Origin of the sequence: Klebsiella sp. K5-45, from assembly GCF_030128605.1 — a bacterium.
Lineage (GTDB): Bacteria > Pseudomonadota > Gammaproteobacteria > Enterobacterales > Enterobacteriaceae > Klebsiella > Klebsiella quasipneumoniae.
In genome coordinates this window covers 345187-371326 of the sequence record NZ_JAKUZW010000001.1, presented here as the reverse complement: position 1 = coordinate 371326, position 26140 = coordinate 345187, and the positions used below count along the sequence as shown (strand labels likewise).

The 26140-nt window shown below is 59.5% G+C and carries 28 protein-coding genes, 1 tRNA gene and 1 pseudogene; 19 read left to right on the top strand and 11 right to left on the bottom strand.

The window, feature by feature from the left end:
• Positions 1-267 precede the first annotated feature (267 nt).
• The 8 genes and pseudogenes from fimA to MKS11_RS01880 all read left to right on the top strand — a co-directional run.
• Positions 268-816 carry a type 1 fimbrial major subunit FimA gene (fimA, locus tag MKS11_RS01915; protein WP_004205364.1) on the top strand — a complete coding sequence of 183 codons (549 nt, stop codon included), beginning with the start codon at positions 268-270 and terminating at the stop codon, positions 814-816.
• A 71-nt stretch (positions 817-887) separates the two neighbouring features.
• Positions 888-1424 (top strand): fimbrial protein, encoded by a 537-nt coding sequence (locus tag MKS11_RS01910; RefSeq protein WP_065696828.1) that lies wholly within the window; start codon positions 888-890, stop codon positions 1422-1424.
• Between the two features lie 70 nt (positions 1425-1494).
• The gene (locus MKS11_RS01905) at positions 1495-2178 is read left to right on the top strand and encodes a fimbria/pilus periplasmic chaperone (RefSeq protein ID WP_369707419.1); all 684 of its coding nucleotides are present in this window, start codon (positions 1495-1497) and stop codon (positions 2176-2178) included.
• A gap of 81 nt (positions 2179-2259) precedes the next feature.
• The gene (locus MKS11_RS01900) at positions 2260-4872 is read left to right on the top strand and encodes a fimbrial biogenesis usher protein (RefSeq protein ID WP_080847500.1); all 2613 of its coding nucleotides are present in this window, start codon (positions 2260-2262) and stop codon (positions 4870-4872) included.
• A gap of 10 nt (positions 4873-4882) precedes the next feature.
• Positions 4883-5410 carry a fimbrial protein gene (locus MKS11_RS01895; RefSeq protein WP_004205358.1) on the top strand — a complete coding sequence of 176 codons (528 nt, stop codon included), beginning with the start codon at positions 4883-4885 and terminating at the stop codon, positions 5408-5410.
• 27 nt (positions 5411-5437) lie between these two features.
• Positions 5438-5923 (top strand): fimbrial protein, encoded by a 486-nt coding sequence (locus MKS11_RS01890; RefSeq protein ID WP_072500825.1) that lies wholly within the window; start codon positions 5438-5440, stop codon positions 5921-5923.
• 17 nt (positions 5924-5940) lie between these two features.
• Positions 5941-6846 carry a fimbrial protein gene (locus tag MKS11_RS01885; protein WP_004205356.1) on the top strand — a complete coding sequence of 302 codons (906 nt, stop codon included), beginning with the start codon at positions 5941-5943 and terminating at the stop codon, positions 6844-6846.
• Positions 6843-7493: pseudogene (locus MKS11_RS01880) on the top strand (fimbrial protein); the annotation flags it as partial. The gene MKS11_RS01885 and the pseudogene MKS11_RS01880, both read left to right, overlap by 4 nt.
• An 83-nt stretch (positions 7494-7576) precedes the next feature.
• Here MKS11_RS01880 and MKS11_RS01875 read toward each other — a convergent pair.
• Positions 7577-7849, bottom strand: coding sequence for a GNAT family N-acetyltransferase (locus tag MKS11_RS01875; protein WP_002916201.1), 273 nt, complete (start codon positions 7847-7849; stop codon positions 7577-7579).
• Positions 7850-7860: 11 nt separating this feature from the next.
• Positions 7861-8091 (bottom strand): 4Fe-4S mono-cluster protein YjdI, encoded by a 231-nt coding sequence (gene yjdI, locus MKS11_RS01870; RefSeq protein WP_004205354.1) that lies wholly within the window; start codon positions 8089-8091, stop codon positions 7861-7863.
• 224 nt (positions 8092-8315) lie between these two features.
• On the opposite strand from yjdI, the gene MKS11_RS01865 reads away from it, so the two are divergent.
• The 4 genes from MKS11_RS01865 to MKS11_RS01850 are packed head-to-tail and all read left to right on the top strand — an operon-like array spanning position 8316 to position 13015.
• On the top strand, positions 8316-8588 hold the full coding sequence (locus MKS11_RS01865) for a YtcA family lipoprotein (protein ID WP_004205353.1): 273 nt from the start codon (positions 8316-8318) through the stop codon (positions 8586-8588).
• A 6-nt stretch (positions 8589-8594) separates the two neighbouring features.
• Entirely contained in the window at positions 8595-9620 is a 1026-nt protein-coding gene (gene mdtN, locus MKS11_RS01860; protein ID WP_023319101.1) for a multidrug transporter subunit MdtN, read from the top strand.
• A 12-nt stretch (positions 9621-9632) separates the two neighbouring features.
• Positions 9633-11570 (top strand): multidrug efflux transporter permease subunit MdtO, encoded by a 1938-nt coding sequence (mdtO, locus tag MKS11_RS01855; protein ID WP_087770920.1) that lies wholly within the window; start codon positions 9633-9635, stop codon positions 11568-11570.
• On the top strand, positions 11567-13015 hold the full coding sequence (locus MKS11_RS01850; protein WP_087770921.1) for an MdtP family multidrug efflux transporter outer membrane subunit: 1449 nt from the start codon (positions 11567-11569) through the stop codon (positions 13013-13015). The genes mdtO and MKS11_RS01850 overlap by 4 nt, the downstream gene beginning before the upstream one ends.
• A gap of 264 nt (positions 13016-13279) precedes the next feature.
• Here the strand turns inward: MKS11_RS01850 and MKS11_RS01845 are convergent, their stop codons facing one another.
• The 5 genes from MKS11_RS01845 to MKS11_RS01825 all read right to left on the bottom strand — a co-directional run bounded on the left by MKS11_RS01845 (position 13280) and on the right by MKS11_RS01825 (position 17894).
• Entirely contained in the window at positions 13280-13579 is a 300-nt protein-coding gene (locus MKS11_RS01845; protein ID WP_004205347.1) for a DUF1889 family protein, read from the bottom strand.
• Positions 13580-13763: 184 nt separating this feature from the next.
• Positions 13764-15317: a peptide MFS transporter gene (locus tag MKS11_RS01840; RefSeq protein ID WP_017899270.1), complete on the bottom strand. Its 1554-nt coding sequence runs from the start codon at positions 15315-15317 to the stop codon at positions 13764-13766.
• Between the two features lie 471 nt (positions 15318-15788).
• Positions 15789-16211, bottom strand: coding sequence for a glutaredoxin-dependent arsenate reductase (arsC, locus tag MKS11_RS01835; protein WP_043520910.1), 423 nt, complete (start codon positions 16209-16211; stop codon positions 15789-15791).
• 9 nt (positions 16212-16220) lie between these two features.
• Entirely contained in the window at positions 16221-17513 is a 1293-nt protein-coding gene (locus MKS11_RS01830; RefSeq protein WP_032456594.1) for an arsenic transporter, read from the bottom strand.
• Positions 17514-17564: 51 nt separating this feature from the next.
• Positions 17565-17894: a metalloregulator ArsR/SmtB family transcription factor gene (locus MKS11_RS01825; protein WP_004205342.1), complete on the bottom strand. Its 330-nt coding sequence runs from the start codon at positions 17892-17894 to the stop codon at positions 17565-17567.
• A gap of 219 nt (positions 17895-18113) precedes the next feature.
• Here MKS11_RS01825 and MKS11_RS01820 point away from each other — a divergent pair, with 219 nt between their 5' ends.
• Positions 18114-18407 (top strand): YciI family protein, encoded by a 294-nt coding sequence (locus tag MKS11_RS01820; RefSeq protein WP_087770922.1) that lies wholly within the window; start codon positions 18114-18116, stop codon positions 18405-18407.
• An 18-nt stretch (positions 18408-18425) separates the two neighbouring features.
• A complete protein-coding gene (locus MKS11_RS01815; RefSeq protein ID WP_087770923.1) occupies positions 18426-18998 on the top strand; it encodes a DUF1349 domain-containing protein in 573 nt (190 codons plus the stop codon).
• Positions 18999-19001: 3 nt separating this feature from the next.
• Here MKS11_RS01815 and MKS11_RS01810 read toward each other — a convergent pair whose 3' ends face one another.
• Positions 19002-19265 carry a hypothetical protein gene (locus MKS11_RS01810; RefSeq protein WP_017899808.1) on the bottom strand — a complete coding sequence of 88 codons (264 nt, stop codon included), beginning with the start codon at positions 19263-19265 and terminating at the stop codon, positions 19002-19004.
• 160 nt (positions 19266-19425) lie between these two features.
• Positions 19426-20325, bottom strand: coding sequence for a LysR family transcriptional regulator (locus MKS11_RS01805; protein ID WP_017899807.1), 900 nt, complete (start codon positions 20323-20325; stop codon positions 19426-19428).
• A 138-nt stretch (positions 20326-20463) separates the two neighbouring features.
• Between MKS11_RS01805 and MKS11_RS01800 the strand changes: the two genes are divergently transcribed.
• Genes MKS11_RS01800 through MKS11_RS01785 form a run of 4 tightly spaced genes read left to right on the top strand, consistent with a single transcriptional unit; the run spans position 20464 to position 23214 of the window.
• Entirely contained in the window at positions 20464-20772 is a 309-nt protein-coding gene (locus tag MKS11_RS01800) for a hypothetical protein (protein WP_017899806.1), read from the top strand.
• A 2-nt stretch (positions 20773-20774) separates the two neighbouring features.
• Complete coding sequence (locus MKS11_RS01795) at positions 20775-21338, top strand: NAD(P)H-dependent oxidoreductase (protein WP_004205334.1); 564 nt, start codon at positions 20775-20777, stop codon at positions 21336-21338.
• Between the two features lie 20 nt (positions 21339-21358).
• Complete coding sequence (locus tag MKS11_RS01790; RefSeq protein ID WP_284109357.1) at positions 21359-22378, top strand: aldo/keto reductase; 1020 nt, start codon at positions 21359-21361, stop codon at positions 22376-22378.
• Between the two features lie 32 nt (positions 22379-22410).
• Positions 22411-23214, top strand: a complete 804-nt coding sequence (locus MKS11_RS01785; RefSeq protein WP_048295568.1) for a carboxymuconolactone decarboxylase family protein — start codon at positions 22411-22413, stop codon at positions 23212-23214.
• A gap of 247 nt (positions 23215-23461) precedes the next feature.
• Here the strand turns inward: MKS11_RS01785 and MKS11_RS01780 are convergent, their stop codons facing one another.
• On the bottom strand, positions 23462-24379 hold the full coding sequence (locus MKS11_RS01780) for a LysR family transcriptional regulator (protein WP_004205331.1): 918 nt from the start codon (positions 24377-24379) through the stop codon (positions 23462-23464).
• A 129-nt stretch (positions 24380-24508) separates the two neighbouring features.
• Here MKS11_RS01780 and MKS11_RS01775 point away from each other — a divergent pair, with 129 nt between their 5' ends.
• A complete protein-coding gene (locus MKS11_RS01775; protein ID WP_048295570.1) occupies positions 24509-25897 on the top strand; it encodes an MFS transporter in 1389 nt (462 codons plus the stop codon).
• Positions 25898-26065: 168 nt separating this feature from the next.
• Here the strand turns inward: MKS11_RS01775 and MKS11_RS01770 are convergent.
• Positions 26066-26139, bottom strand: a tRNA-Gly gene (locus tag MKS11_RS01770).
• Position 26140: the final 1 nt, after the last annotated feature.

Genomic DNA, 26140 nt, shown 5'->3' with positions numbered 1-26140 from the left:
CTTCCTTTCGCACTCTCGCCAATACCACCAGATTAAATAACCAATAAAACCACACTAAACAGAGTTTAATACCGGAAAACAGGCAAGATTAAACAACGAACAGATCGTTTATCTCAACGAGTCAAAATGGCCCCAATTGTCTCATCGGTTGGGCGAAAACTGTGCAGAGCCGGCAGCCGGACCACTCGGCTGAAATCTGAAATGCCTGGAAGGCACAACGGCTGCCAATCCGGTTCGTTATTTCGACATCGTTCAAAGGAAAACAGTATGAAAATCAAAACACTGGCAATGATTGTTGTGTCAGCCCTGTCTCTGAGCTCCGCGGCGGCCCTGGCCGATACCACCACGGTTAACGGCGGGACCGTCCATTTTAAAGGGGAAGTCGTTAACGCGGCCTGTGCGGTGGATGCCGGCTCTATCGATCAAACCGTCCAGTTGGGCCAGGTGCGTTCCGCGAAGCTGGCCACGGCGGGGAGCACCAGTTCGTCCGTTGGTTTCAACATTCAGCTGGATGATTGCGACACCACGGTAGCAACCAAAGCGTCCGTCGCCTTCGCCGGTACGGCCATCGACAGCAGCAATACCACCGTTCTGGCGCTGCAAAACTCTGCCGCCGGCAGCGCGACCAACGTCGGCGTGCAGATCCTCGACAACACCGGCACGCCGCTGGCGCTGGACGGCGCCACCTTCAGCGCAGCCACCACGCTGAATGACGGCACCAACATCATTCCGTTCCAGGCGCGTTACTACGCCACTGGCGCCGCGACCGCCGGTATCGCGAACGCTGACGCCACCTTCAAAGTGCAGTACGAGTAAGGCAAACATCAGGCAAGGAAGCCATCCGGGCCAGGAGGGCCCGCGCTTAATTTTGCAACCGGGGTGAAACGATGCAGGGAATGAAATCGGGTCTGCTACTGCTGCTGCCTCCGCTGGCGCTGGCCGGTAATCAGTGGAACGTCACGCTGCCGGGGGGCAGCATGCGCTTTCAGGGCCTGATTATGGCCAGTTCCTGCCGCGTCGAAGCCGGCGATCGGCAGATGACGGTCAATCTGGGACAGATCAGCAGTAACCGATTTCACGACGTGGGCGAAGACAGCAACCCGATCCCTTTCACGATTCATTTACAGGATTGCAGTACGGCAGTCAGCCAGCATGTCGGGGTGGCATTTCACGGCGTGGCTGACGGCAAAAACCCCGACGTGCTGTCGGTGGGTGAAGGCCCGGGGATCGCCAGCGGGATCGGCATCGCGCTGTTCGACAGTCACGGCCAGCAGCTGCCTCTCAATCGTCCGCCGGATCGCTGGATACCGCTCTACCGCGGACCGACGACGCTAAATTTCGTCGCCAAATATCGGGCGACCGGACGCCAGGTCATCGGCGGCGCGGCCAACGCCCAGGCCTGGTTCTCATTAACTTATCAGTAATCAACCCGCAGACCAGCAGGACAACACCGTGAGCAGACAAGGAGATAATGTGAGAAAAACAGCAACGACGATACGCGGCATACTGACGGGATGTGTGCTTTTCGCCGCCGGCGCGTTGAGCGCCAGCGCGCACGCGGGCGTCGCGCTGGGCGCGACCCGGGTTATCTACCCGGCGGGTCAGAAACAGGTCCAGCTGGCGGTGACCAATAACGACGACAACAGCACCTGGCTTATTCAGTCATGGGTGGAAAATGCCGATGGGCAGCGAGACGGCCGGTTTGTTATCACTCCCCCGCTGTTTGCCATGCAGGGCAAAAAAGAGAACACCCTGCGCATTATCGATGCGACCAATAACCAGCTGCCGCAGGATCGGGAAAGCCTGTTCTGGATGAACGTGAAGGCTATTCCCTCAATGGATAAATCGAAGCTCAGCGACAACACCCTCCAGTTGGCGATTATCAGCCGCATCAAGCTCTACTACCGACCGGCAAAACTGACCCTGCCCCCGGATCAGGCGGCGGACAAGCTGACCTTTAGCCGCAACGGATCGTCGCTAACGCTGACGAATCCAACCCCTTATTACCTGACGGTGACCGAACTGAACGCCGGAACGCGCATTCTGGAAAACGCCCTGGTGCCGCCGATGGGTAAAACCAGCGTCAAGCTGCCCGCGGATGCCGGCAACACCATCACCTATCGCACCATTAACGATTACGGCGCGCTGACGCCGAAAATGAATGGCGTACTGCGTTAAATCTGGTGTGCCCCGCCGCGCGGGCCACGCTGCGCATGACCAGAAGCACTGACAGCCGGGCAACGTCGGACCGGAGGGATTATGTCACATCGAAAATATGGACTGGACCATGGGGGTCGCCGAAGCGCCCGGCGCCTGATTACGCCGGCGCTGACGCTGTGGCTCTGCTCACAGCCGTTCGCCGCGCAGGCGGACCTCTATTTTAACCCCCGCTTTTTAGCTGACGATCCGGCGGCGGTGGCAGACCTGTCGGGATTTGAAAAAGGCCAGGAGGTCCCGCCGGGCACCTATCGCGTCGATATTTATCTCAATAACGGCTATATGACCACCCGGGACGTCACTTTCCAGGCCGATGCGCAAGGCAATGGCCTGTCGCCCTGCCTGACCCGCGGCCAGCTGGCGAGCATGGGGGTGGATACCGGACGGGTGACGGGCATGGCGGCCCTGGACAGTACGGCCTGCGTGCCGCTAACGACGCTCATCAGCGAAGCCACCACCCGCTTCGATGTCGGCCAACAGCGCCTGTATCTCACCGTACCCCAGGCGTTTATGGGCAGCCACGCCCGCGGGTATATCCCGCCGGAGCTATGGGATAACGGCATCACCGCCGGGCTGATTAACTATAACTTCACCGGTAATAACGTCCATAACACCACCGGGGGCAACAGCCGTTACGCCTATCTGAACCTGCAGAGCGGTCTGAACTTCGGTCCGTGGCGCCTGCGCGACAACAGCACCTGGAGTTACAGCAGCGGCGGCAGCGCGTCATCCAATGAGAACCGCTGGCAGCACGTCAACAGCTGGCTTGAGCGGGACATCATTTCCCTGCGCTCGCGGCTTACCCTCGGGGATAGCTACACCAACGGCGATGTCTTCGACGGGATCAACTTCCGCGGCGCGCAGCTGGCCTCGGATGACAATATGCTGCCGGACAGCCAGAAAGGCTTCGCGCCGGTGATCCACGGGATCGCCCGCGGCACCGCGCAGGTGTCAGTCAAACAAAACGGCTACGAAATCTACCAGAGCACGGTGCCGCCGGGGCCGTTTACCATCGACGATCTCTACGCCGCGGGCAACGGCGGCGATCTGCAGGTCACCATTAAAGAAGCGGATGGCACCCGCCAGGTCTTCAGCGTGCCCTGGTCAACGGTGCCGGTGCTGCAGCGCGAAGGCCATACCCGCTTCGCCCTCACCGCCGGGGAGTACCGCAGCGGCAACAGCCAGCAGGAAACGCCCGATTTTTTCCAGAGCACGGCCATGCATGGCCTGCCGGCCGGCTGGACCCTGTACGGCGGCACCCAGCTGGCGGACCGCTATCGCGCCTTTAACCTCGGGGTGGGGAAAAACATGGGCTATTTCGGCGCCTTATCGCTGGATATCACCCAGGCCAACGCCACCCTGCCTGACGACAGCGAGCATCAGGGACAGTCGGTGCGTTTTCTCTATAACAAGTCACTGGATGAGACCGGCACCAACCTGCAGCTGGTGGGCTACCGCTACTCCACCCGCGGCTACTATAACTTTGCCGATACCACCTACCGCCGGATGAGCGGCTACAGCGTGGAAACCCAGGACGGGGTTATCCAGGTGAAACCCAAATTTACCGACTACTACAATCTGGCTTACAGCAAGCGCGGTAAGGTGCAGCTGAGCGTGACCCAACAGCTGGGGCGCACCGCCACCCTCTATCTGAGCGGCAGCCACCAGACCTACTGGGGCACCGACGATGCCGATGAGCAACTGCAGGCCGGCCTCAACGCCGCCGTAGACGATATCAACTGGTCGCTAAGCTACAGCCTGACGAAAAATGCCTGGCAGCAGGGGCGCGATCAGATGCTGGCGGTCAACGTCAATATCCCCTTCAGCCACTGGCTGCGTTCCGATAGCCGTTCGGTCTGGCGGCACGCCAGCGCCAGCTACAGCCTGTCGCACGATCTCAATGGCCGCATGACCAATCTGGCGGGCCTGTACGGCACCCTGCTGGAAGACAATAACCTCAGCTATAGCGTGCAGACCGGCTATGCGGGCGGCGGCAACGGCGACAGCGGGAGCACCGGCTATACCGCGCTCAACTACCGCGGCGGCTACGGCAACGCCAACGTCGGCTACAGCCGCAGCGATGGTTTCAAACAGCTCTACTACGGGGTCAGCGGCGGCGTGCTGGCGCACGCCAACGGCATCACCCTGAGCCAGCCGCTGAACGATACCGTAGTGCTGGTGAAAGCCCCCGGCGCCGGCGGCGTGAAGGTAGAAAACCAGACCGGGGTGCGCACCGACTGGCGCGGGTATGCCGTCCTGCCGTATGCCACCGAGTATCGCGAAAACCGGGTCGCGCTGGACACCAATACCCTGGCCGACAATGTCGATCTTGACGATGCAGTGGTCAGCGTGGTGCCTACCCATGGGGCGATCGTCCGCGCCAGCTTTAACGCCCAGGTGGGAATGAAGATTCTGATGACGCTGACCCATCGCGGCAAACCGGTGCCGTTTGGCGCCCTCGCCACCAGCGACAGCAACCAGAGCGGCAGCATCGTCGCGGATAACGGTCAGGTCTACCTCAGCGGGATGCCGCTGGCGGGCAAGGTGCGGGTGAAATGGGGCGATGGCCCGGACGCCCAGTGCGTGGCCGATTATCGTCTGCCGCCGGAGAGCCAGCAGCAGTCGCTCAGCCAGCTGTCCGTCGCGTGTCGCTAAGGAGATGATGATGAGAACACCGCAGTTTCTGCTGAGCGCCCTGCTCGCTCTGTTTGCGCCGCTGGCCTTCGCTGCCGACAGCACGATCGCCATCAGCGGCTATGTGCGCGACAACGCCTGCGCGGTGGCCGGAGAGTCGAAGGATTTCACCGTCGATTTGCAGGACAACGCCGCGAAGCAGTTTTACGCCGTCGGGGCGACGACCCCGCCGGTGCCGTTCCGTATCGTGCTATCGCCCTGCGGCACTTCCGTCACCGCGGTGAAGGTCGGTTTCACCGGCGTGGCGGACAGCGTCAATACCAGCCTGTTAAAACTTGACGCCGGCGCCTCGGCGGCGGCGGGAATGGGGGTGGACATTCTCGACCAGCAGCAGTCCCGGCTGCCTGTCAATGCCCCGTCGTCAGCCATCGCCTGGACCACGCTGACGCCGGGCCAGACCAACATCCTGAACTTTTACGCCCGTCTGATGGCCACGCAGGTGCCCGTCACCGCCGGGCATGTCAATGCGACAGCAACATTCACCCTGGAATTTCAGTAAGTGGAGGCTGAAATGAAATGGACCCACGTGGGCTGGCTGCTGGCCGGCCTGTTAACCGCGAGCCCTTCCCTGCGGTCGGCCGACGTCACCCTTACCGTCAACGGGAAAGTGGTGGCCAGACCCTGCACGGTCTCCACCGTCAATGCCACCGTCGAGCTGGGCGATCTCTACACCTTCAGCCTGATTGGCGCAGGATCGGCATCGGCCTGGCACAGCGTGGCGCTGGATCTCAGCAACTGCCCCGTCGGTACCTCACGGGTGAAGGCCACCTTCAGCGGGACCGCGGACAGCACCGGCTATTACAAAAACCAGGGGACGGCGGGCAATATTCAGCTCGAATTGCAGAGCGAGGATGGCACCACGCTGAACAATGGCAGCAGCCAGTCGGTACAGGTGGATGAGGCCAGCCAGTCCGCCCGCTTCCCGTTGCAGGTCAGGGCCCTGTCGGTCAACGGCGGCGCCACGCAAGGCACCATTCAGGCGGTGATTAACGTGACCTATACCTACGCCTGAGCCAGGAGAGCATCATGATGAAAAAAATTATCCCTTTATTCACCACCCTGCTGCTGTTGGGCTGGTCGATGAACGCCTGGTCCTTCGCCTGCAAAACAGCCACCGGCGCGACGATCCCCATCGGCGGCGGCTCAGCCAACGTCTACGTTAACCTGACCCCGGCGGTCAACGTCGGGCAAAACCTGGTGGTCGACCTCTCCACGCAGATTTTTTGCCATAACGACTATCCGGAAACGATCACTGACTACGTGACCCTGCAGCGCGGATCCGCCTATGGCGGTGTGCTGTCAAGTTTCTCTGGCACCGTGAAATATAACGGCACCTCTTACCCCTTCCCGACCACCACGGAAACGGCGCGGGTGATTTACGATTCCCGGACCGATAAGCCCTGGCCGGCCGTCCTGTATCTGACGCCGGTCAGCACCGCCGGCGGGGTGGCGATCACCGCAGGATCGTTAATCGCGGTGCTGATCCTGCATCAGACTAACAACTACAATAGCGACTCCTTCCAGTTCATCTGGAATATCTACGCCAATAACGACGTGGTGGTCCCCACCGGCGGCTGCGATGTCTCCGCCCGCGATGTCACCGTCACCCTCCCCGACTACCCGGGCTCCATGGCCGTGCCGCTCACCGTGCACTGCGCGCAGAGCCAACAGCTGGGGTATTACCTCTCCGGCGCCACCGCGGACAGCGCTAACGCGATCTTCACTAACACCGCCTCCGCCTCGCCGGCGCAAGGGATAGGCGTCCAGCTTACCCGCAACGGCAGCGCCGTGCCGGCGAACAGCACGGTCTCACTGGGCACCGTCGGAACCTCGCCGGTCAATCTCGGCCTGACGGCGACCTACGCCCGGACCACAGGCCAGGTCACCGCCGGCAACGTGCAGTCGATCATCGGCATTACCTTTGTCTATCAATGATGACCGAGTACATCCTCTCTCCCTGCTCGCTGGCCGCCCGTGGGTTGAGCCAGCTGATGCACAACGCGGGGAAGCGGCCCGTCGTGCTGCCGGTGGAGGGCGTCTCTCTGCGGGAGCTGGCCGCGGTGAAGCGGATCGTGGTCTTTCTTCCTGACGATCCCCTGTGGATGCTCACCACACTGCGCCAGGCGGCCAGGCTGCTCGACCAGGCATCACGCCCGTTGCCGATGCTGATGCTTAGCCGCAGCCCGGCCATCTGGCTGTGGCGAACGCTGCTTTATCAGGTGAGCCATCCGGATCGTTTGCGCAACGTCCATGCCGCTCCTGCCGACCTCCCCTGCGCGCAACTGATCCATCGGCTGAAGAACGCGCCGCGGCTTGAACGCCTTGCCAGTGAAGCCGCCCTGATCCACCGAAAACGGGCCGCCGGTTTAAGTCATGCCGAGCTCAAAGCGCTCCTCGCCCTGCTGCAAGGGCAGACGATAGGCGAGCAGTCGCAACGTCTCGGATTGAGCCAGAAAACGCTCTACACTCAGCGGCTGGCGGGAGTGAAAAAGCTGGTGGAATATCACCCGCATCTGGCCCCTCGCTTTCCGCACAGGCAGCCGCCTCGTTCATCAGCAAACTCACGGTCGGCATTTGTACAGGCATGAGGGGAAGCGATGAGTGACTAAAGGCGTGGATTCGCTGGCGAGAGAAAAGCGCACCGGTTGACACCGGTGCCGGTACGTCAGGCGCGAATATCGTCGTATTCACGGGTGTTATCGAATTCATGTTTGGCAAACGGGCAGAGAGGAATAATCTTCCGCTGCTCCTGGCGCATTTTTTCCACCACCTTCGCCACCAGCTGTTTCCCCACCCCCTGGCCTTTCAGGCTGGGATCGACATCGGTATGTTCGATAATGCTGAGGTGTTCGCCGGTGGGAACAAAAACAATCTCCGCGACCTGGTTACCCTGCGCGTCGTTAACATAAAATTTGTTGTGCCCTTCCAGTATTTCCATCTTCTCCTCGCTTATTTATGACGATATTGCAGCGCGCCGCTCGGGCAGGTATCGATCACCTTCACCACCGTCGCGACATCTACTTCATCCGGGATGATCCACGGCTTACGCTTGAGATTGAACAGCTTCGCGCTGCCGCGCACGCAGTTCCCGGAATGCTGACAGATCGCCGTATTAAAGTAGACGTCGATTTTCTCCCCGGTGTAGGCCCGGTAGCCGGCTTCCAGTAATTCCTTATCCATGACATTGCCTCGGTCTTGTTTTATGACTTTCAGGCTAAGCATAGTCCTCCGCTTGACGGCTGACTATGCACAAGTCGGTAATGGGCGTGAGGAGAGCGATTTGGCGCATCCTCCCCCTCTCCCGGCGCGCAAGGATCCCGCAGTCAACGAACGGTTGACTTTCATTCCCGCAACGAGGCGATTACACTCATGACACACTGGTAAGAGCACTCAGGGATGTTCCATTGAATCATATTGCCACCATAGCCCGCCCAGCGCGGCTACTGCTCGTCTTGCCGCTGACCGGCTGCTCACTCTCACCAGCGATCCCGGTACTGGGCGCCGCATTCCCCGGCTGGTTTTTCTGCTTGTTGGGCGGGGCGTTTTTACTGATCCCCTGCCATATCCTGATTACCCGTAAAGGCTGGCAGCCGCGCTTTTCTCCCCTGGTCTTCAGCTATGTCGCGCTGATGTTCCTGTTCGCCACACTGCTGTGGTTTCTGTTTTTTGTTCACTGATCGCTTATGACTACTTCCCGCACTCCCCTGTTACGCAAGAAATGGCCTCTGCTGGCGCTGGTCCTGGCCGCCATCCTGGCGTTGATCCTGGTTATCTGGCAGTTGCAAACGTCGCCAGAGACCAATGACGCCTATGTCTACGCCGATACCATCGATGTGGTGCCCGAGGTCAGCGGGCGCATCGTGGAGATGCCCATTCGCGATAACCAGCGGGTGAAAAAAGGCGATCTGCTGTTCCGCATCGACCCCCGCCCCTATCAGGCGATGCTCGATGACGCGAAAGCGCGGCTGACGACCCTCGACGCGCAGATTATGCTGACCCAGCGCACCATCAAAGCGCAGGAGTATAACGCCCAGTCGGTGGCGGCCGCCGTCGAGCGCGCCAGAGCGCTGGTCAAGCAGACCACCTCCACGCGCATCCGCCTTGAGCCGCTGGTGCCGCAGGGGTTTGCCTCGCAGGAAGATCTCGATCAGGCGCGCACCGCCGAGAAAGCGGCGCGGGCGGAGCTGGAGGCCACGCTGCTGCAGGCCAGACAGGCCTCGGCGGCTGTGACCGGCGTGGATGCCATGGTGGCGCAACGCGCCGGGATCCTGGCGCAAATCGCCCTCGCCGAACTGCATCTGGAATTCACCGAAGTGCGCGCGCCGTTCAACGGCGTGGTGGTGGCGCTGAAAACCACCGTCGGCCAGTACGCTTCGGCGCTGAAGCCAGTCTTCACCCTGCTGGATGACGACCGCTGGTATGTGATCGCTAACTTCCGCGAAACCGACCTGAACAACGTGCGCCCCGGGGTGGCGGCGCGCATCACCGTGATGACCAACCACAACCGGACCTTTAACGGGGTGGTGGATTCGGTCGGCTCCGGCGTCCTGCCCGAAGGCGGGAGCGTCATCGAAGGCCTGCCGCTGATCCAGAAAAGCATTAACTGGGTCCACGTCTCGCAGCGCTTCCCGGTGAAAATCGCCGTCAGCGATCCCGATCCTGAACTGTTCCGCATGGGCGCCTCGGCCAGCGCCGTGCTGCAGCCGTAGCCGGGCGACGCGATGTTTCCTCTCGCCCATTTTTTACGCCAGGAACTGCGCGACGCACCGGGACGCGCCAGCTACACGCTGCGCCTGACGCTGAGCTGTGCGGTGCTCATCACCCTGTTCATGACCCTGCAGATCCCCTTTCTGGCCGTCGCGCTGATCGTCGTGTTCTACGTCAGCCAGCCTAACGTGTTGATGATTAAGTTAGTCAGCGTGGTCTTTTTTGTCACCGTCAGCGTGGCGCTCGGCGGCGTGCTGCTGATCATCAAGTGGACCTATGACTACCCGCTGATCCGCCTGGCGGCCTCCGTGGCGCTCTTTTTCTGCGCCATCTATCTGATGCGGGTGCTGGGCAAGCTGGGACTGGCCTTTTTCGTGGTGGCGCTGGCGGTGATTTACGCCCAAACCTTCCCGTCGATGACCAGCCAGAGTGAAATCCTGGTGCGGCTGCTGCTCTGGCTGTGGGTGGCGATTAACACCGCGATCCTCGTCACCCTGCTGGTCAACGCCTGTTTTCAGCAGGCCTTTCCCGGCAACCAGTTTAAGGCGCGTCTGGCGGAGATGCTGCAGGCGGTCGCCAGCCGGCTGGCAGACCCGGACGCTGAAGCGCCACCGACCTTCGGCGAGACCGCCGCGCAGTTCAACCAGCTGCAGTCGCTGTTCGCCCAGGCCAGCCGGGCGACGCCGGAGATCGCCGCCGATCCCCAGGCCTGGCGCTCGCGGCTGGCCGCCACCCTGCGCTGCTACCAGCTGGCGGCGCTGCTGCAAGCGGACGAGGCCGATAGCGACGATCGCCTGCGGCTGTCGCAGGCGGTGCTGCAGCTGAAGAGTGCCCTCAGCGAGGGGCCGTTTGACGGCGCTATTCCTCCCCTGGCGCTCAGCGGCCGCGGCGTCAATCGCGCCGTTCTGCAGGAGATGGTAGCCCTTCTGCAGCGGCTGGCCCTGGGTGAGCCCGTTGCTCTGCCGCAGGGCGAGGTGGAGAAGCCGCCCCTGCTGGCGCCGGACGCCTGGCGCAACCCGGCGTATCTCCATTTTGCGCTCAAGACCCTGCTGGCGACGCTAATCTGCTATGTCTTCTATACCGCTGCCGACTGGCAGGGACTGCATACCATTATGCTGAGCTGCGTGATCGTCGCCCAGCCCGGGCTGGGCGCCACGATGCAAAAGACGTGGCTGCGCATCGGCGGCGCGCTGTTCGCCACTCTGCTGGCGCTGCTGTTAATCGTTTTTGTCCAGCCCTGGACCGACTCGCTGTCGGGGCTGCTGGCGATGTCCCTGCCAGTGCTGGCGCTGGCGGCCTGGATTGCCGCCGGTTCGGAGCGTATCGCCTACGCCGGGATCCAGATTGGCTTCACCTTTGCGCTGGCCTTCCTCAGCTGGTTTGGTCCGCTGACTAACCTCACCGAGCTACGGGACCGGGTGCTGGGTATCCTGCTCGGGGTGCTGGTCTCCTCCATTGTCCATTTATATCTCTGGCCGGACAGCGAAGCGCCGCAGCTGAAATCGCGCCTCGCCGGACTCTATCGCCGGCTGGCGGACTGCCTCGCCGCCCCGCACGATGTGGTGCCGCTGGCCCCTCTGTTTGTCGCCTTCACCGACAGCGAAGCACTTATCCATCGGGTTCGCGCCGAACCGCTGGGCACGTATGCCCACCCCTGGCCCCAGGCGAAAAACTGGCCGATGCGCGCCACCCTCGCCCGGGCCGAGGAGATCGCCCGCCTCAGCGAAGGATACCGGCTCAACGCCGCGCCGGGAGACCCGACCCTGGCCCGCTGCGCCGAACAGCTGCGGCGCTACGCCGAACGTATCGAACAGGAGGCAACGGCCCCTGCCGAACCGCTGGCCACCGACCTGACTAACCCCTTTGGCCCAGCGCTGGCCGCCGCGCTGGCCACCCTGCCCGACTGGGGCCCGACACCGATAGCGACTGAGCAACAGGCTAAAACGTCATGATGATCCTTCCTTTCTCCGCGCGGCTGCGCGGCACTCTCCTTACCCTGACGCTGACGCTGCTCAGCGGCTGCGCGCTGATTCAGGACGAGCCTGCCCAGGTCGCCATCGTCAATCCGCAGCAGGCCCAGCTGGCGCAGGTGATCCACCTGGCGAACAGCAACTGGCCGGCAGCCCGCTGGTGGGAGGCCTACGATGACCCTCAGCTCAATATGCTGATCAACCGGGCGCTGCAGAATTCGCCGACCATGCAGGCCGCCCGGCTGCGCATCTCCCAGTCGCAGTCTACGGTGGAACTCGCCCAGTCGGCGATGGGCCTGCAGGCCACCGCCGTCGCGGCGCAAAACCGCCTGCGGATCACCGACAAATCCTTTAGCTGGCCCTACTCCTACTCCCTGCCGGTGGATAAGAACGGTCCGTGGTATACGCTGAACACCGTTGGCGTCGGGGCGCAGCTGAATATCGATCTCTGGGGAGCCGATCGCGCCCGGGTCGCCGCCGCCATTGGCGAGAAAAACGCCCGGCTGGCGGAGACCGCCGGCATTGAGCTCGACATCGCCAGCAGCGTGGCGCAGCTCTATTTCGCCATGCAGGCGACATTCCAGAAAATCGCGCTGCTGCAGGAGCTGGAGGGCATTGCCCAGTTCTCGGTGGCGGCCCACGAGCACCGGACCCAACGCGGTGTGGAGGATAGTGTGGACGTGGCCAACGCCCAGGCCGAACAGCTCGCCGCCCGCCAGCAGATCATTAGCGCCGAGGGGATGCTGACCCAGTATCGTGAAACCCTGCGGGCGCTGATCGGCGCCGATGCGCAAAGCATGCCGGCGATCCATCCGGTAGCGCTGCCTGCGCTCCAGGAGACGCTGCCGCCGTCGCTCTCTTTCGAGCTGCTGGCCCGCCGCCCGGACCTGCAAGCGCTGCGCGGATACGTGACCGCCTCCCTGAGCCAGGTCGACGCGGCGAAAGCGGCCTTCTATCCCCATTTTGATATCAAAGCGTTCTGGGGCTATAACGCCCTGAGCGTCGGGGATCTGTTTAAGTCCTCTTTCCAGCAGATCAACCTGCTGCCCGGGCTCTATCTGCCGATCTTCGACGGCGGTCGTCTGAACGCCAATCTGCAGTCGGTGCGCACCGCCAGCAATATTCTGATCAAACAGTACAACCAGGCGGTGCTGGACGCGGTTCGCGATGTCGCCATCAGCTCCAGCCAGCTTAACGACCTGAATCAGCAGCGCGCGCTGCAGCAGCTGAAGGTCACCGCGGCGCAGACCACCACCGACAGCGCTCGCGCACATTATCAGCGCGGCCTGCTCAGCCGCTACGCCGCCGAAGAGGCCCGACGGGCGGTTCTTGCCCAGCAGCTGTTGCTGCTGGACATTGAGGCCCAGCGGCTGAGCATCGACATTACCCTGATCAAAGCCCTGGGCGGCGGCTACCGCGGCCAGTAACAAAAATGCCTTCCCCGGAGGGGAAGGCATTCAGACTGCAGCCAAAGGGCAATCTTCAGGGGTTGCCCGGCGGCGCTGCGCTTGCGCGGGCCTACAGCCAACCGCATAACGGTTTGATATTGCTGCCTTTCGTAGGCCGGGTAAGGCGAAGCCGCCGCCCGGCAGAAAGGCGGGCACAATAACCAAACAGGTTTGTCATCAGCAAGAATGCCTTCCCGGATGGGGAAGGCATTTAACAGAAGACGCGGGATTGATGCGCGGCGATTACACCAGCGCGCGCAGCTCTTCGCGCATGTAGGTGGAAAAGAATTCCGGATGCTTAATCACCAGCCGTTCGCCGGCGGCGACCCGTTCAGCCCACTCCGCCACTTTGTCGGTAAACCCGGCGCTCCAGCCCTGCTGCTGACCGCGCTCAGCGACATCGGCCGGGCTGGCTGGCACGCCCAGTTCTTTCAAATATTTGAGAATTCCCTTCGCGGTACTTTCATCCATAGACTGTGGTACTGGCTCAGACGTATTCATACCACCAATGAAATCCAATGCTTTATCAATGACTGCTGGCATAGGTGTGTCCTTATATTAACCACATAGTAAACCTGACTACACTATGGACCGGAAAGCGACGTGATTTCAAAGAACACGCTCACGTTATGGGACATCGCGCATTCAGAAAAGGGGATTTTGCACAGCTGAGGCGGGGGTTGGACAAAAAACAAGCCGGTCCCGGGGGACCGGCCTGGGGATCGCGTCAGGCGTTGCTGACGGATTTTTGCGCGGCGCTGGACTGACTGTTCTCCAGCATCCGGCGGACCGGGACAATCAGCACGGCCAGTACGGCGGCGCAGATCAGCAGCGCGATAGAGCAGCGGGCAAAGAGGTCCGGCAGCAGCGACAGCTGATCGGCCTTCACATGACCGCCAATCAGCCCCGCAGCCAGGTTACCCAGCGCGCTGGCGCAGAACCACAGCCCCATCATCTGGCCGCGCATTCTCTCCGGCGCCAGCAGGGTCATGGTCGCCAGACCAATCGGGCTCAGGCACAGTTCGCCGAGCGTCAGCATCAGGATGCTGCCCACCAGCCACAGCGGCGACACACCGGCCCCGCCGTTGTTCAGGACGTTCTGCGCCGCCAGCATCATCAGGCCAAAGCCCGCCGCCGCGCACAGGATGCCAATGACGAATTTGGTCATACTGCCTGGACGGACGTTTTTGCGCGCCAGCGCTGGCCACGCCCAGCTGAAGACCGGCGCAAGCAGAATGATAAACAAGGCGTTAATCGACTGGAACCAGACCGCGGGGATCTCAAAATCGCCGATCATCCGGTTAGTGTAGTCGTTAGCAAACAGGTTGAAGGAGGTCGGTTTCTGTTCAAACGCGGACCAGAAAAAGGCCGCCGAGACCAGCAAAATAAAGCATACCAGCAGGCGCGCCCGCTCTTTACGGCTCAGGCCGGCGAAGACGAACAGCCAGATGAAATAGAGCGCCACGGAGGCGGCAATCACATAGACCAGCACGCTGGCCACCGCCACCGGGTTAATCACGATCGTGCCCAGGCTAATGAGCGTGACCAGCACCGCCACTCCCAGGGCCAGCGCCAGCAGCCACGCCCCAACGCCATTCTTTTTCGCCACCGGGCTGTTCCAGGTGGAATCGAGGCCAACCTCCGCGTCATAGCGCTTCATCGACGGTACGGCAAAGACACGGAAAATGATCAATGCCACCAGCATCCCGATCCCCCCGATGCCGAAGCCCCAGTGCCAGCCATGGGATTTAATCAGCCAGCCGGAGATTAACGGCGCGATAAACGAGCCGATGTTGATCCCCATGTAGAACAGCGAAAAACCACCGTCGCGGCGCGCGTCGCCTTTTTTATACAGGGTACCGACCATCACCGAGATACAGGTTTTAAACAACCCGGAACCGAGGACGATAAACATCAGGCCGATAAAGAACAGGTCGTTGCCCAGCCATGCCGACAGGGCGATCGACAGGTGCCCGAGGGCGATAAGAATCGAGCCGTACCAGACGGCGCGCTGCTGGCCTAGCCAGTTATCCGCCAGCCACCCGCCCGGCAGCGCGGCCAGATACATACTGCCGGCAAAAATCCCGACGATCGCCGAGGCGTTCTCCCGCGCCAGCCCCATCCCGCCGTCGTAAACCGTCGCCGCCATAAACAGGATCAGTAAGGGACGGATCCCGTAAAACGAGAAACGCTCCCACATTTCAGTGAAGAACAGGGAGCCCAGCGGATAAGGATGGCCGAAAAAGGTACGGCTTTCGTTTTTATTAACAGAGGAATGCATAAATTCTCCAGAAAAGGTGCGCCGCAGCGCAAGTTAACCGTATAAAGCGGGCTGACGATTTATAATTTGTTTGTCTTAACATCAGATACGAGCATTTTTAACCATTTGATAACCATGCAGTGGTTTTGTCCAGCCCCTTACCGTTCCTTTTTAGATGAAAAGTCGACAAACATCTAGTTTTATAGATTTAATGTTCGCAAAAACGTAAACGGCGTTGACATTATGCCATTGTGCAGAATACATAATTTTATTTATTAAAAACAGTAAGTTGATTGATTAACAAAGGACAAAAACCGTCGGTACGGGCAGGGCATATAACGACAGGAAAAGTAAGGGAAACGGGCCGGAGGAGGCAGAAATAGCGCTAAGGGAGAATATTGTTAAGCCATCCAGGTGCTACCCCCGGAGAGCCAACCGTGCGGCAGGATTTACAAGGCTTGCCGGCTGCTATAGCCGGCGCCATTTTGCGCGCTATTTCACACGCTGCCCCGCCCGATCAATGACCCGCTCACCGTCTTCCTTCACGAAGGCGCCTTTTTGCGGCGCCGGCAGGATCTCCAGCACCACCTCTGACGGGCGACAGAGTCGGGTGCCCCGCGGCGTCACCACGATCGGGCGGTTAATCAGGATCGGATGCTGGAGCATAAAGTCGATTAACTGGTCATCTGTAAACCGGTCTTCCGCCAGGCCCAGCGCATCGTAGGGTTCGACGTTTTGCCGCAGCAGCGCCCGCACCGGGATCGCCATCGCGGCGATCAGCTGACGCAGCTCATCGCGCGACGGCGGCGTCTCCAGATAATAGATAATGGTGGGCTCAGCGCCGCTGTTGCGGATCAGCGCCAGGGTATTACGCGAGGTGCCGCATTCAGGGTTATGGTAAATGGTGATGCTCATAGCACGTTCTCATGGCTGATTGAAGGAGAGACGCAGCGCCAGCGCGGCCAGCGTCACAAGCAGCACCGGTAGGGTCATGGTGATGCCGCAGCGGAAATAATAACCCCAACCGATGGTGATGTGCTTCTGCGTCAGCACATGCAGCCAGAGCAGCGTGGCCAGGCTACCAATCGGCGTGATTTTCGGCCCCAGATCGCAGCCGATGACGTTGGCATATATCATGGCCTCTTTGATCGTCCCTGTTGCCGCGCTGCCATCAATCGACAGGGCGCCGACCAGCACGCTGGGCATATTATTCATGATCGAAGAGAGGAAGGCCGACAGGATACCGGTGCCCAGCGTCGCGGCCCACAGCCCGCGCTCCGCCAGCATGTTTAGCACCGTGGTCAGATAATCCGTTAATCCGGCGTTTCGCAGGCCATACACCACCAGATACATCCCCAGCGAGAAGATCACAATCTGCCATGGGGCGCCGCGCAGCACCTTGCCGGTGTTAATCACTCGCCCGCGCTTCGCGACAGCAAACAGGATCCCCGCTCCCGGCGCCGCGATGGCGCTGACCGGGATCCCCAGCGGGTCAAGAACGAAAAAGCCGACCAGCAACATCAGCAGCACGCCCCAGCCGGTACGGAACGTCGCCGGATCTTTTATCGCCGTGGCCGGCGCTTTCAGTAACGCCATATCCCAGGCGGGTGGGATATCCTTGCGAAAGAACAGGTGCAGCATCGCCAGGGTGGAGAGGATTGCCGCGAGATCGACCGGCACCATCACCGAAGCGTACTCCCTGAAGCCAATGGCAAAGAAATCTGCCGACACGATATTCACTAAATTCGACACCACCAGCGGCAGGCTGGCGGTATCGGCAATAAACCCGGCAGCCATGACAAAGGCCAGCATCGTTCCCTTACTGAACCCCAGCGCCCGCAGCATGGCAATCACGATGGGCGTGAGGATCAGCGCCGCGCCGTCGTTGGCAAACAGCGCCGCCACCGCCGCGCCGAGCAGGATAATCCAGGTAAACAGCAGACGACCCCGCCCTCTTCCCCAGCGGGAAACGTGTAGCGCGGCCCATTCAAAAAAGCCGGACTCGTCGAGCAGCAGGCTGATAATGATCACGGCGATAAACGTGGCGGTGGCATTCCAGACGATATGCCACACCACCGGGATATCGGCTATCTGTACGCCACCGGTGACCAGCGCCAGCGCCGCGCCAAAGGCCGCGCTCCAGCCGATCCCTAAACCCCGCGGCTGCCAGATCACCAGCACCAGGGTCAGGACAAAAATCGCACCTGCCAGCAACATCGTTCCTCCACCAATCACATTCGAAAAATCATATATGATAAGATAAATTTTTTACCGACAACCCGGCCCGTCAGTCAGTCTGCTGATCATCAGCCGCACATCGTCCTGCTGACTTAGCCAGGCCTGCTCAATCACCTGCGCCGCCCAGGCCGGCATCTGCGGAGAGAGGCGATAATGGACCCACTTACCCTGTTTTCGATCCCGCAGCAGCCCACTCTCCCGCAGCATTGCCAGATGGCGGGAGATCTTGGGCTGGGACTGGGCGAGCGCCGTACAGAGATCGCATACGCACAGCTCTCCCCGCGCCTTGAGCAACAGCACGATCCCCAGCCGGGTTTCATCGGCGAGGTTTTTGAACAGTTGCAGGGGTAATAAAGACATGGTTTCTCCTCAAGCGTGACGGACAGCATACGGGACCACGATTAAAGATCAATATACATTCGAAAATACATATATGTTTTTTTCACAGCTGCGATAAATCTCCCTGCAGTTGCAGCACGCGCCTCCTGCTCAATAGCACGCAAAAATGCCGCGTTTTCTTTTATCCATCATTGAAATGTGTCAGGCTGAAGATCCCATCGGATTGACAGGGTTTTCAGGATGAGTACGATTTATGTGGTTGTTTTAACGTATATAAAACCGCTCGAAGAGATTGACAACGCGATCCCCGCCCACGTCGAATGGCTCAAAAAATGCTATGCTGACGGCCTCTTTCTCGCCTCCGGCCGCCGTAGTCCTCGTACCGGCGGGGTGATTCTGGCGAAATGCGACAGCCGGGAAATTCTGGAATCGCGTCTGGGCCAGGATCCCTTCCAGCAGCTGGGCCTCGCCCATACGGAGATTATTCCCTTTGAGGCCAGCATGGCGTCGCCCGCGCTGCAGTCGCTGTTATAAGCCTGTTCCGGAGGAAAAATGCAGCCATCCTTTCACTGGATTAATGAACCTGCCGAGTGGCACCGCGATGCCGACGGCCTGACGGTGGTCACCGATAAGCATACCGACTTCTGGCGCCATACCTGGTATGGCTTCGAACGCTTCTCCGGCCATCTTTATGCCGCTGAGGTGGAGGGCGATTTTACCCTGCAGGCAAAAATCTGTGCGGATTTCACCACGCTTTACGACCAGGCCGGGCTGATGATGATGGCGAACGAGCAGACCTGGCTGAAGGCGGGGATTGAGTTTAATGACGATGCCCCGGCCATCGGCAGCGTGCTGACGTTAACCCGCTCCGACTGGGCCACCGGGCTTTTCCCCGGCGACCCGCGCACTTTCTGGCTACGGCTGACCCGCAAAGGCGATGCGTTAAGGCTGCAGTATTCGACCGACGGCGAGCGCTGGCCGCTGCTGCGTCTCGGCTACTTTCCGTCAGGCCCGGTAAAAGCCGGCGTCATGTGCTGCTCACCGGAGCGCGGCGGACTGGCGGTTGCATTTCGGGATATTCAGCTTTCCCCGCCGCTGGACAAAGCGCTGCACGATCTGAGCTGAACGCTAGCGGGAAGACCCGACTTTCTCTGCATCCTGAGGGCCAGGATTGCAGGGTTCGCGGGTGCCGGGCAGGTAAAAATGGCCGTGCTTATCGGGATCGGTGCCGCCCGGGCACCCTGCCCGCCCCGAGGAGTTATCGCTACTGCCGCCGTCCGAACCGTTGCCGCCGTCGGCGCCCGATATTACCGACTGGCCGTGATGGCCATGCGCTGCAGTCGCTGAAAACGCCACCAGCGCGAACACACAGACCATTAAGCGTCTGCCCATTGCTGCCTCTCCCTTATTGAAATTCCCCGTCCATCGCGTTGACGATGGGATAAGCCGTTACACCGCGATAAAAAACTGCTTTATCCGCAGGGAGTATAGGGTTAAGGCAGAGGGAAAGACAGGGCCGGTGTCTTCAGACATTTCGCACGCAAAATAGCCTTTATGCCGCAGTATGCGCTATCAGAAAATCAATCAGGGCTTTCACCCTTTTCGTTTTACCCGCGTTTTTCGGGTAATAGAGATAAACCGGCGGATAGGTTTTCCAGTAGTCCTCCATCACCGGTAGAAACTGTTCACGATCGGGCTGTAGCCGCCAGATAGGTTCAAACAAGCGGCCAATCCCCAGTCCATGGCGGATACCGTCTGCCATGACGTCAATATCATTGCTGATTAACTGCCCCGGCATCTCCACGGTGAGTTGCTCGCCGTGGTCATTGAGGATCAGCGGCAGGATGCGGTGGTTGGTAATAAAGCGATAGCCAATCAGCCGGTGATGGCTGAGATCGGCGGGCGACTCAGGCACGCCATATTCGGCCAGATAGGTTGAGGAGGCATATAACCCTTCGCGAAACGGTTTCATTAACGGGCGGGCGACCACCCCGCCTTCGAGAATATCGCCAAAGCGGATCCCAAGGTCGAATCGTTCTTCAATGATATTGACGGTACCGTCATAGACCGATATTTCCAGCTGGATCCCCGGGTATTGCTGACAGAAAGCCGCCATCGCCGGTTTAAGAATAAGCAGGTAGGCAAAGCGCGAGAGCGTAATTCTCACCGCCCCGGAGGGTTCCCGATTCTGATCGCGGAGGCTCTCCAGCGATGTTTCCAGGACCTCGACCGCCGCAGCGGTTTGCTCCAGCAGCTGTTGGCCGGTTTCCGTCAGCTCGATTCGCCGGGTGGTACGCACAAAAAGCGGATGACCGATATGCTCCTCCAGCAACTTGAGGGCATTGCTAACAGACGGCGGCGTGATTTCTAATTTCCTCGCCGCGGCCGAGATATTGCCTTCGCGCGCAATGCTCTGAAAGATGCGTATTTGATTATAAAGGGCGTTATTCATAGCATCTCCTTGCGACAGTCTCGCCTGATTATTAAGTACAGGCTAAATATTCTTAAGTCAATGACCGCCTAATCTTCACTCCCTGTGGCTCGTATACTTTTGTCTCTTCCCGCTGATAACGACTTTCCGGAGACAACGATGCGAATTTTATGTCTGGATATCCCCGCGCCCGGCGCAACGCTGGAACACTATGCGCCGCACCTTACCGCGGAAGCCCTCCATGCCTGGGGCCTGTATAAATCTGGCTTTATCCGCGACATCTATTTCCGTCAGGACCGACCCGGCGTCGCTATTTTCCTCGAGTGCGACACCGTGGAAGAGGCGAATAACATCATGGCCGAATTTCCACTGGCGAAGGCGGGTTTATTAACCTTCGAGTGTATTCCACTCGGCTCGTTTATTAACTGGGAAAACCTCTTCTCTGCCGAATTTAAACCTCAGGAGTAACGATGAGAAAGCCTCATATCCTTATCGTTTCCGGGCATCCGGATCTTAACCATTCCATCGCCAACGCCACCATCCTCGATGAGCTGGCGACCGCCCTGCCTGATGCGGAAATCCGTCGTCTGGACTGGCTCTATCCGGACGGCAAATTCAACATCGCCGCAGAGCAGGAAAGCCTGCTGCAGGCGGATGTGATTGTCTGGCAGTTTCCCTTTAGCTGGTATGGGCTGCCCGGGTTAATGAAACAGTGGCTGGACGAGGTCTTTGTCCACGGCTTCGCCCATGGCTCAACGGCGAAACTGGGTGGTAAAAAGCTGATCCTCTCCTTCACCACGGGAGCGCCACAGACGCTCTATACCGCTGACGGTTTCTTTGGCTATGCCATTGAGGAGTATCTCCTTCCCTTCGAGACCACGGCCAGGCTGTGCAATCTTGAGCTGCTGGCGCCGGTTTATACCTGCGGCATTAGCTACGCCGACCGGGATGCCGACAAAATCGCTCAGCAAAAAACGCGTGCCCGGGAACACGCGGCCAGACTGATCGCACGGCTTAAAACTCTGGTGGAATAACCCAAAGGGAGAAAATAAAGATGCAGTATACCCGGCTCGGGAAGAGTGACTTACTGGTCTCCCGCATCTGCATGGGATGTATGGGGTTTGGCGATCCGTCAACGGGCCAGCATCGCTGGACGCTGGACGAAACAGCCAGCAGGGAGATCATCCGCTACGCGCTGGAACAGGGCATCAATTTTTACGATACCGCCATCGCCTATCAGAACGGCTCCAGCGAACGGTACGTTGGCCGGGCGCTGCGGGAGATGGCAAAACGCGAGGATGTGGTGCTGGCCACCAAGTTTCTGCCACGAACCGCTGCCCAGATTGCCGGGGGGATCAGCGGAAAACAGGCGATCACCCGCTCGCTTGACCAGAGTCTGCGAAACCTCGGGATGGACTACATCGACCTCTACATTTACCACATTTGGGATTACAACACCCCGGTTATCGACGTGCTGGAGGCGCTGCATGCCGCTGTCGCCGCCGGCAAGGTGCGCGCGATTGGCATTTCCAATTGTTATGCCTGGCAGTTGGCGAAGGCGAACGCCCTTGCCGAACGCGAAGGGCTGACGTCCTTTGTTTCTGTGCAGAGCCACTACAACCTGATTATGCGTGAAGACGAACGAGAGCTGTTCGGGCTGTGCGCGGAAGATAATATCGCGATGACTCCCTATAGCGCGCTGGCCAGCGGCCGTCTCGCCCGCTTAGAAGGCCACACGCGGCGAGCGGTGGAAGATGATTATGCCCGGGGCAAATACGACCGCACGGCAGAGCAGGATCGGAGCATTATTGCCCGCGTCGCCGAACTTGCCGAACGGCATCAGGTCTCCATGACCGAAATTTCGCTGGCCTGGCTGCTGACTAAAGTCACCGCCCCGGTGGTCGGCGCCACGCAAAAGCATCATGTTGACGGCGCGGTCAACGCTGTAGCCCTTCAACTGAGCCCGGAAAAAATCCGCTATCTGGAAGAAGCCTATCAGCCGCACTTCCTCACAGGCGTGATGGCGCAAAACACGCCGCAAGCCAAAGACCATCCTCAGGTGTGGACGCGATAACGATCCGCCCAGTGGATCGGAAAGGAGCAAATATGAAAAACGTGATTGCCGCGGCAGCCTTGTCGCTTGTGCTGTCTGATTTTGCTTATGCCAACGAACAAAGAGATGAAGCTATGATGAAAATTACCCCTTCTACCCTTACGGACGCTGATATTCAAGCGGTGTCGCCGGCGCTGGCGCGCTTCGGCCGCGAGGCCATCAGCAACGACCTCTGGCAACGTGACGCCCTGTCCGCCCGCGACCGTAGCATCGTGACCATGGCGATGCTGATTGCCCGCAACCAGCCAGAAGAGCTGAAGCACTATATTGCCGTCGCGCTCGATAGCGGCGTGACGCCAGCGGAAGTGTCAGAGATCATTACTCACCTCGCCTTCTACGCTGGCTGGCCCAATGCGATGTCAGCCGTCAGCGTCGCTAAAGCCATCTTTGAAGCCAGGGGCGTGACGGCAGAGTCCCTCCCCGCCGCCTCGCCGACGCTGCTGCCCCTCAATGAACAGGTAGAGAAACAGCGTGCAGACACCGTCGAAAAAAATGTCGGCCCCATTTCACCTGGCCTGGTTAAATTTACCGCCGACCCGCTGTTTCTCGACCTCTGGCAACGGCCCGCGCTAACGCCCCGCGACAGAAGCCTGGTGACGGTCAGCGCGTTAATCGCCGCCGGACAGAGCGCGCAGATTGGCTACCACCTAAACAGAGCCATGGATAATGGGCTTTCGGCTGAAGAGGCCGGAGAAGTGGTTGCCCAGGCGGCGTTCTACGCGGGATGGCCAAATGCGTTTACCGCTGCTCCTGTGGTCGGTGAGGTATTGCGATCGCGCGAGAGCAAAACTGAATAAAAAAGAATAAAGGACAGGGAAGCTGTCCTTTATTCGTCGTTAATTGTTAATTTAAAGGTACCACGAGGGCTTTCGATTAGGTCTCACGGAAAGAACATAAACGGTCTATCGAAGTATGGAGACTTCGAACGTGAATCTGTTCAGATCGCTCATTGAGAAAATTTCCGTTCCGTATGCCGTCATGAGTCTCATCCTTTGAAAGCAGCGATCGCTGTGGCGAGACTGTAGCGCGGACATGTCTATTTGGTCAGGCCATGACTGACCTCCCCCCACCGCATATCGCAAGAATTTGCTTTCTCAGCCAGCGGTGACCGGGGTCGCGTTCCATCCTTGGGTGCCACATCTGCGATACCGTAATACGACGGCTTTTGAACGGCAGCTCGAAAACGTGTACCTGGTCCGTTACCTGCTGATTGAGTAAATAGAGTGCGGGTATCATGGCGATAAGATCCGATTCCAGCGCCACGGACAGTGCTGTCGGAAATCCCGGTACGACGCTCGCAATTTTACGTTTTGTCCCCAGTTCGGCCAGCGCATCGTCAACGGATCCGTGCAACGCGCCCTCGGGTGACGCTACCACATGGCCCCAGGCGACATAATCACCCACGCCTATTTCTGCCTGCTTAGCCAGCGGGTGCCCTTTACGCACGACGCCAACAAACCGATCCTCAAACAGTCGTTGCAGCCGTATTTCTGGCCCCATATTACTCTGAACGCCAATCTCCAGATCAACCAGCCCTTCCCGAAGATAGCGCGACGTTTTTTCCGGCTTAGGCGCGAAGCGTATACAGACGTCAGGCGCGGCGTCGGCAACCGCTGCGATGAGCGCAGGCCCAAACGCCACCACAAAACCATCGTTTGCCCTGATGGTAAAAAGACGCGCCAGACTTCGCGCGCAGAACGTTTCCGTTGAGGGCTGCAATACTGCCCTGGCCTCGTGCACTGCACGCCTGGCGCGATCCCGGGTCGCTTCGGCCCACGGGGTCAGTACCATGTTACGCCCGGCGCGCACCAGAATCGGGTCTCCTGTGACATCGCGTAATCTGCTTAATGTTCGGCTCATGGCCGAGGTGCTGAGGTTCAGACGACGTGCCGCACCTGCGACACTCGCTTCACTCAGCAATATGTCGAGAGCTACCAGCAAATTAAAATCGGGATCAGACATTACCCTTTCTCCCAGCACATTAAGATAAGGCGTTTGATGCAACAATAAAGTGAAAATAGTGCGCCTTCCGCCCAGTAAAAGCCATCTTTATAGTTTTGTCATCCATACACTCTTCTCAGAGGACAAATGATGACGCTCTTTTCCAGCCAACCCGGCGACGAAGGACTGCCTGGGCCGGCGCGCGCACGGGTGATGGCCGCAATCATGACCACCACCTTAATGGGCGTGTTTGATGGCACCATGATCAACATTGCCCTGCCCTCAATGGCTCAGGAGATGCAGGTACCTGCCGGTATTGCCGTCTGGTTCGCCAACGGGTATCTGCTGGCGGCTGCGATGACGCTGGCGATATTCGCGGCGCTTGCGGCCCGTCTGGGTTATCGCCCCGTATTTCTGGCGGGCCTGACGACCTTTACCCTGACATCACTGGGTTGCGCGCTGGCGAATAAGCCCGAAGTGCTTATCGGTATGCGCGTGCTTCAGGGGATCGGCGGCGCGGCAACGCTGAGTATTGCCCCCGCAATACTCAGGTCCGTATTTCCCGGACGATTACTTGGCCGCATTCTGGGGTTCCATGCCCTGCTCATTGCCTCCAGCTCCGCTATCGGCCCGGTATTGGGTGGTACGATCCTTCACACCCTGAGCTGGCAATGGCTGTTTGCGATAAACGTTCTTCCCGGCACCCTCGCCTTACTGCTGGCGGTCAGAGCGCTGCCGCGGGATGCGATCCGTATACAGGCGCCCTTCGACACCCTGGGCGCCATATTGTCGGCGCTGCTGTTGGGTTCGACGATCATGGCGGCGAACAGCCTACAGAACGCCACTTATCAATTCGGCAGCCTTTGCTGGATGGCTCTCGCTGCGCTGAGCGGCATGGCTTTTATCTGGCAAATCCGCCGTACGGGTCATCCCTTACTGCCGCCGACCATGTTTAAAAATGAACGTTTTACCCTCGCGGCCTTCACGTCGATGATTGCTTTTGTCAGCCAGGGGATCACCTTTATTGCGCTACCCTTCCTGTTTCAGAGCGAATACGGCTACAGTCCGGTAGTGTCTGCCCTGCTGTTTACGCCGTGGCCATTAGGGATCGTGGTGATTGCGCCGCATGCAGGCCGTTGGGCGGACACGATATCAGCCCCGGCGATATCCACTCTGGGGCTGGTGATATTTGTCGTCGGTTTGATCCTGCTGGCGACGTTACCCGCCAGCCCTTCAATGTGGGATATCTGCCTGCGAAGTCTGGTGTGCGGAATAGGGTTTGGCTGCTTTCAGAGTCCCAATAACCGGGAAATGCTCTCAAACGTTATTCGTGAGCACGCGAGTTATGCGTCCGGTGTTTTATCCATTATGCGCACTTTCGGGCAGTGCCTGGGAGCCGCCGCTGTAGGCGTTCTGCTGGCAGCAGATGAAAGGGCAATTCATGTTGCGCTGTGGAGCGCCGCCGCGGCCTCTGCGGTATCGGTCGTCGTCAGCGCGAGCCGGTTGCGTAAAATCACTCATCCTGCGGAAACAGGATAAGTGCGAAAATATCACTAAACGCTACGACTCCAGCGCCAGCAGAGCAAAAACGCCGATCCGGCAACCAAAGTGGAGTCCTCCGTCGGAGTTCAATAGACTAACAGAAAGCTATAACCGCTTATTTTTCAAGGGAAAATTGAGTTGGGTAGACTTCAGGAGACTTGAAATTGGAGCGGGCGAAGGGAATCGAACCCTCGTATAGAGCTTGGGAAGCTCTCGTTCTACCATTGAACTACGCCCGCG

Coding starts and splice junctions, on each gene's coding strand:
- arsC (WP_043520910.1), bottom strand. CDS start 16,211: ATGAGCATCACCATTTACCATAACCCTGAATGCGGCACCTCGCGTAAT.
- MKS11_RS01810 (WP_017899808.1), bottom strand. CDS start 19,265: ATGGGCAGACGCTTAATGGTCTGTGTGTTCGCGCTGGTGGCGTTTTCA.
- MKS11_RS01875 (WP_002916201.1), bottom strand. CDS start 7,849: ATGGAAATACTGGAAGGGCACAACAAATTTTATGTTAACGACGCGCAG.
- MKS11_RS01805 (WP_017899807.1), bottom strand. CDS start 20,325: ATGAATAACGCCCTTTATAATCAAATACGCATCTTTCAGAGCATTGCG.
- fimA (WP_004205364.1), top strand. CDS start 268: ATGAAAATCAAAACACTGGCAATGATTGTTGTGTCAGCCCTGTCTCTG.
- MKS11_RS01840 (WP_017899270.1), bottom strand. CDS start 15,317: ATGCATTCCTCTGTTAATAAAAACGAAAGCCGTACCTTTTTCGGCCAT.
- mdtO (WP_087770920.1), top strand. CDS start 9,633: ATGTTTCCTCTCGCCCATTTTTTACGCCAGGAACTGCGCGACGCACCG.
- MKS11_RS01895 (WP_004205358.1), top strand. CDS start 4,883: ATGAGAACACCGCAGTTTCTGCTGAGCGCCCTGCTCGCTCTGTTTGCG.
- MKS11_RS01800 (WP_017899806.1), top strand. CDS start 20,464: ATGCGAATTTTATGTCTGGATATCCCCGCGCCCGGCGCAACGCTGGAA.
- MKS11_RS01885 (WP_004205356.1), top strand. CDS start 5,941: ATGAAAAAAATTATCCCTTTATTCACCACCCTGCTGCTGTTGGGCTGG.
- MKS11_RS01790 (WP_284109357.1), top strand. CDS start 21,359: ATGCAGTATACCCGGCTCGGGAAGAGTGACTTACTGGTCTCCCGCATC.
- MKS11_RS01910 (WP_065696828.1), top strand. CDS start 888: ATGCAGGGAATGAAATCGGGTCTGCTACTGCTGCTGCCTCCGCTGGCG.
- MKS11_RS01850 (WP_087770921.1), top strand. CDS start 11,567: ATGATGATCCTTCCTTTCTCCGCGCGGCTGCGCGGCACTCTCCTTACC.
- MKS11_RS01780 (WP_004205331.1), bottom strand. CDS start 24,379: ATGTCTGATCCCGATTTTAATTTGCTGGTAGCTCTCGACATATTGCTG.
- MKS11_RS01820 (WP_087770922.1), top strand. CDS start 18,114: ATGAGTACGATTTATGTGGTTGTTTTAACGTATATAAAACCGCTCGAA.
- MKS11_RS01900 (WP_080847500.1), top strand. CDS start 2,260: ATGTCACATCGAAAATATGGACTGGACCATGGGGGTCGCCGAAGCGCC.
- MKS11_RS01825 (WP_004205342.1), bottom strand. CDS start 17,894: ATGTCTTTATTACCCCTGCAACTGTTCAAAAACCTCGCCGATGAAACC.
- mdtN (WP_023319101.1), top strand. CDS start 8,595: ATGACTACTTCCCGCACTCCCCTGTTACGCAAGAAATGGCCTCTGCTG.
- MKS11_RS01775 (WP_048295570.1), top strand. CDS start 24,509: ATGACGCTCTTTTCCAGCCAACCCGGCGACGAAGGACTGCCTGGGCCG.
- MKS11_RS01795 (WP_004205334.1), top strand. CDS start 20,775: ATGAGAAAGCCTCATATCCTTATCGTTTCCGGGCATCCGGATCTTAAC.
- MKS11_RS01830 (WP_032456594.1), bottom strand. CDS start 17,513: ATGTTGCTGGCAGGTGCGATTTTTGTCCTGACCCTGGTGCTGGTGATC.
- MKS11_RS01845 (WP_004205347.1), bottom strand. CDS start 13,579: ATGCCAGCAGTCATTGATAAAGCATTGGATTTCATTGGTGGTATGAAT.
- MKS11_RS01815 (WP_087770923.1), top strand. CDS start 18,426: ATGCAGCCATCCTTTCACTGGATTAATGAACCTGCCGAGTGGCACCGC.
- yjdI (WP_004205354.1), bottom strand. CDS start 8,091: ATGGATAAGGAATTACTGGAAGCCGGCTACCGGGCCTACACCGGGGAG.
- MKS11_RS01785 (WP_048295568.1), top strand. CDS start 22,411: ATGAAAAACGTGATTGCCGCGGCAGCCTTGTCGCTTGTGCTGTCTGAT.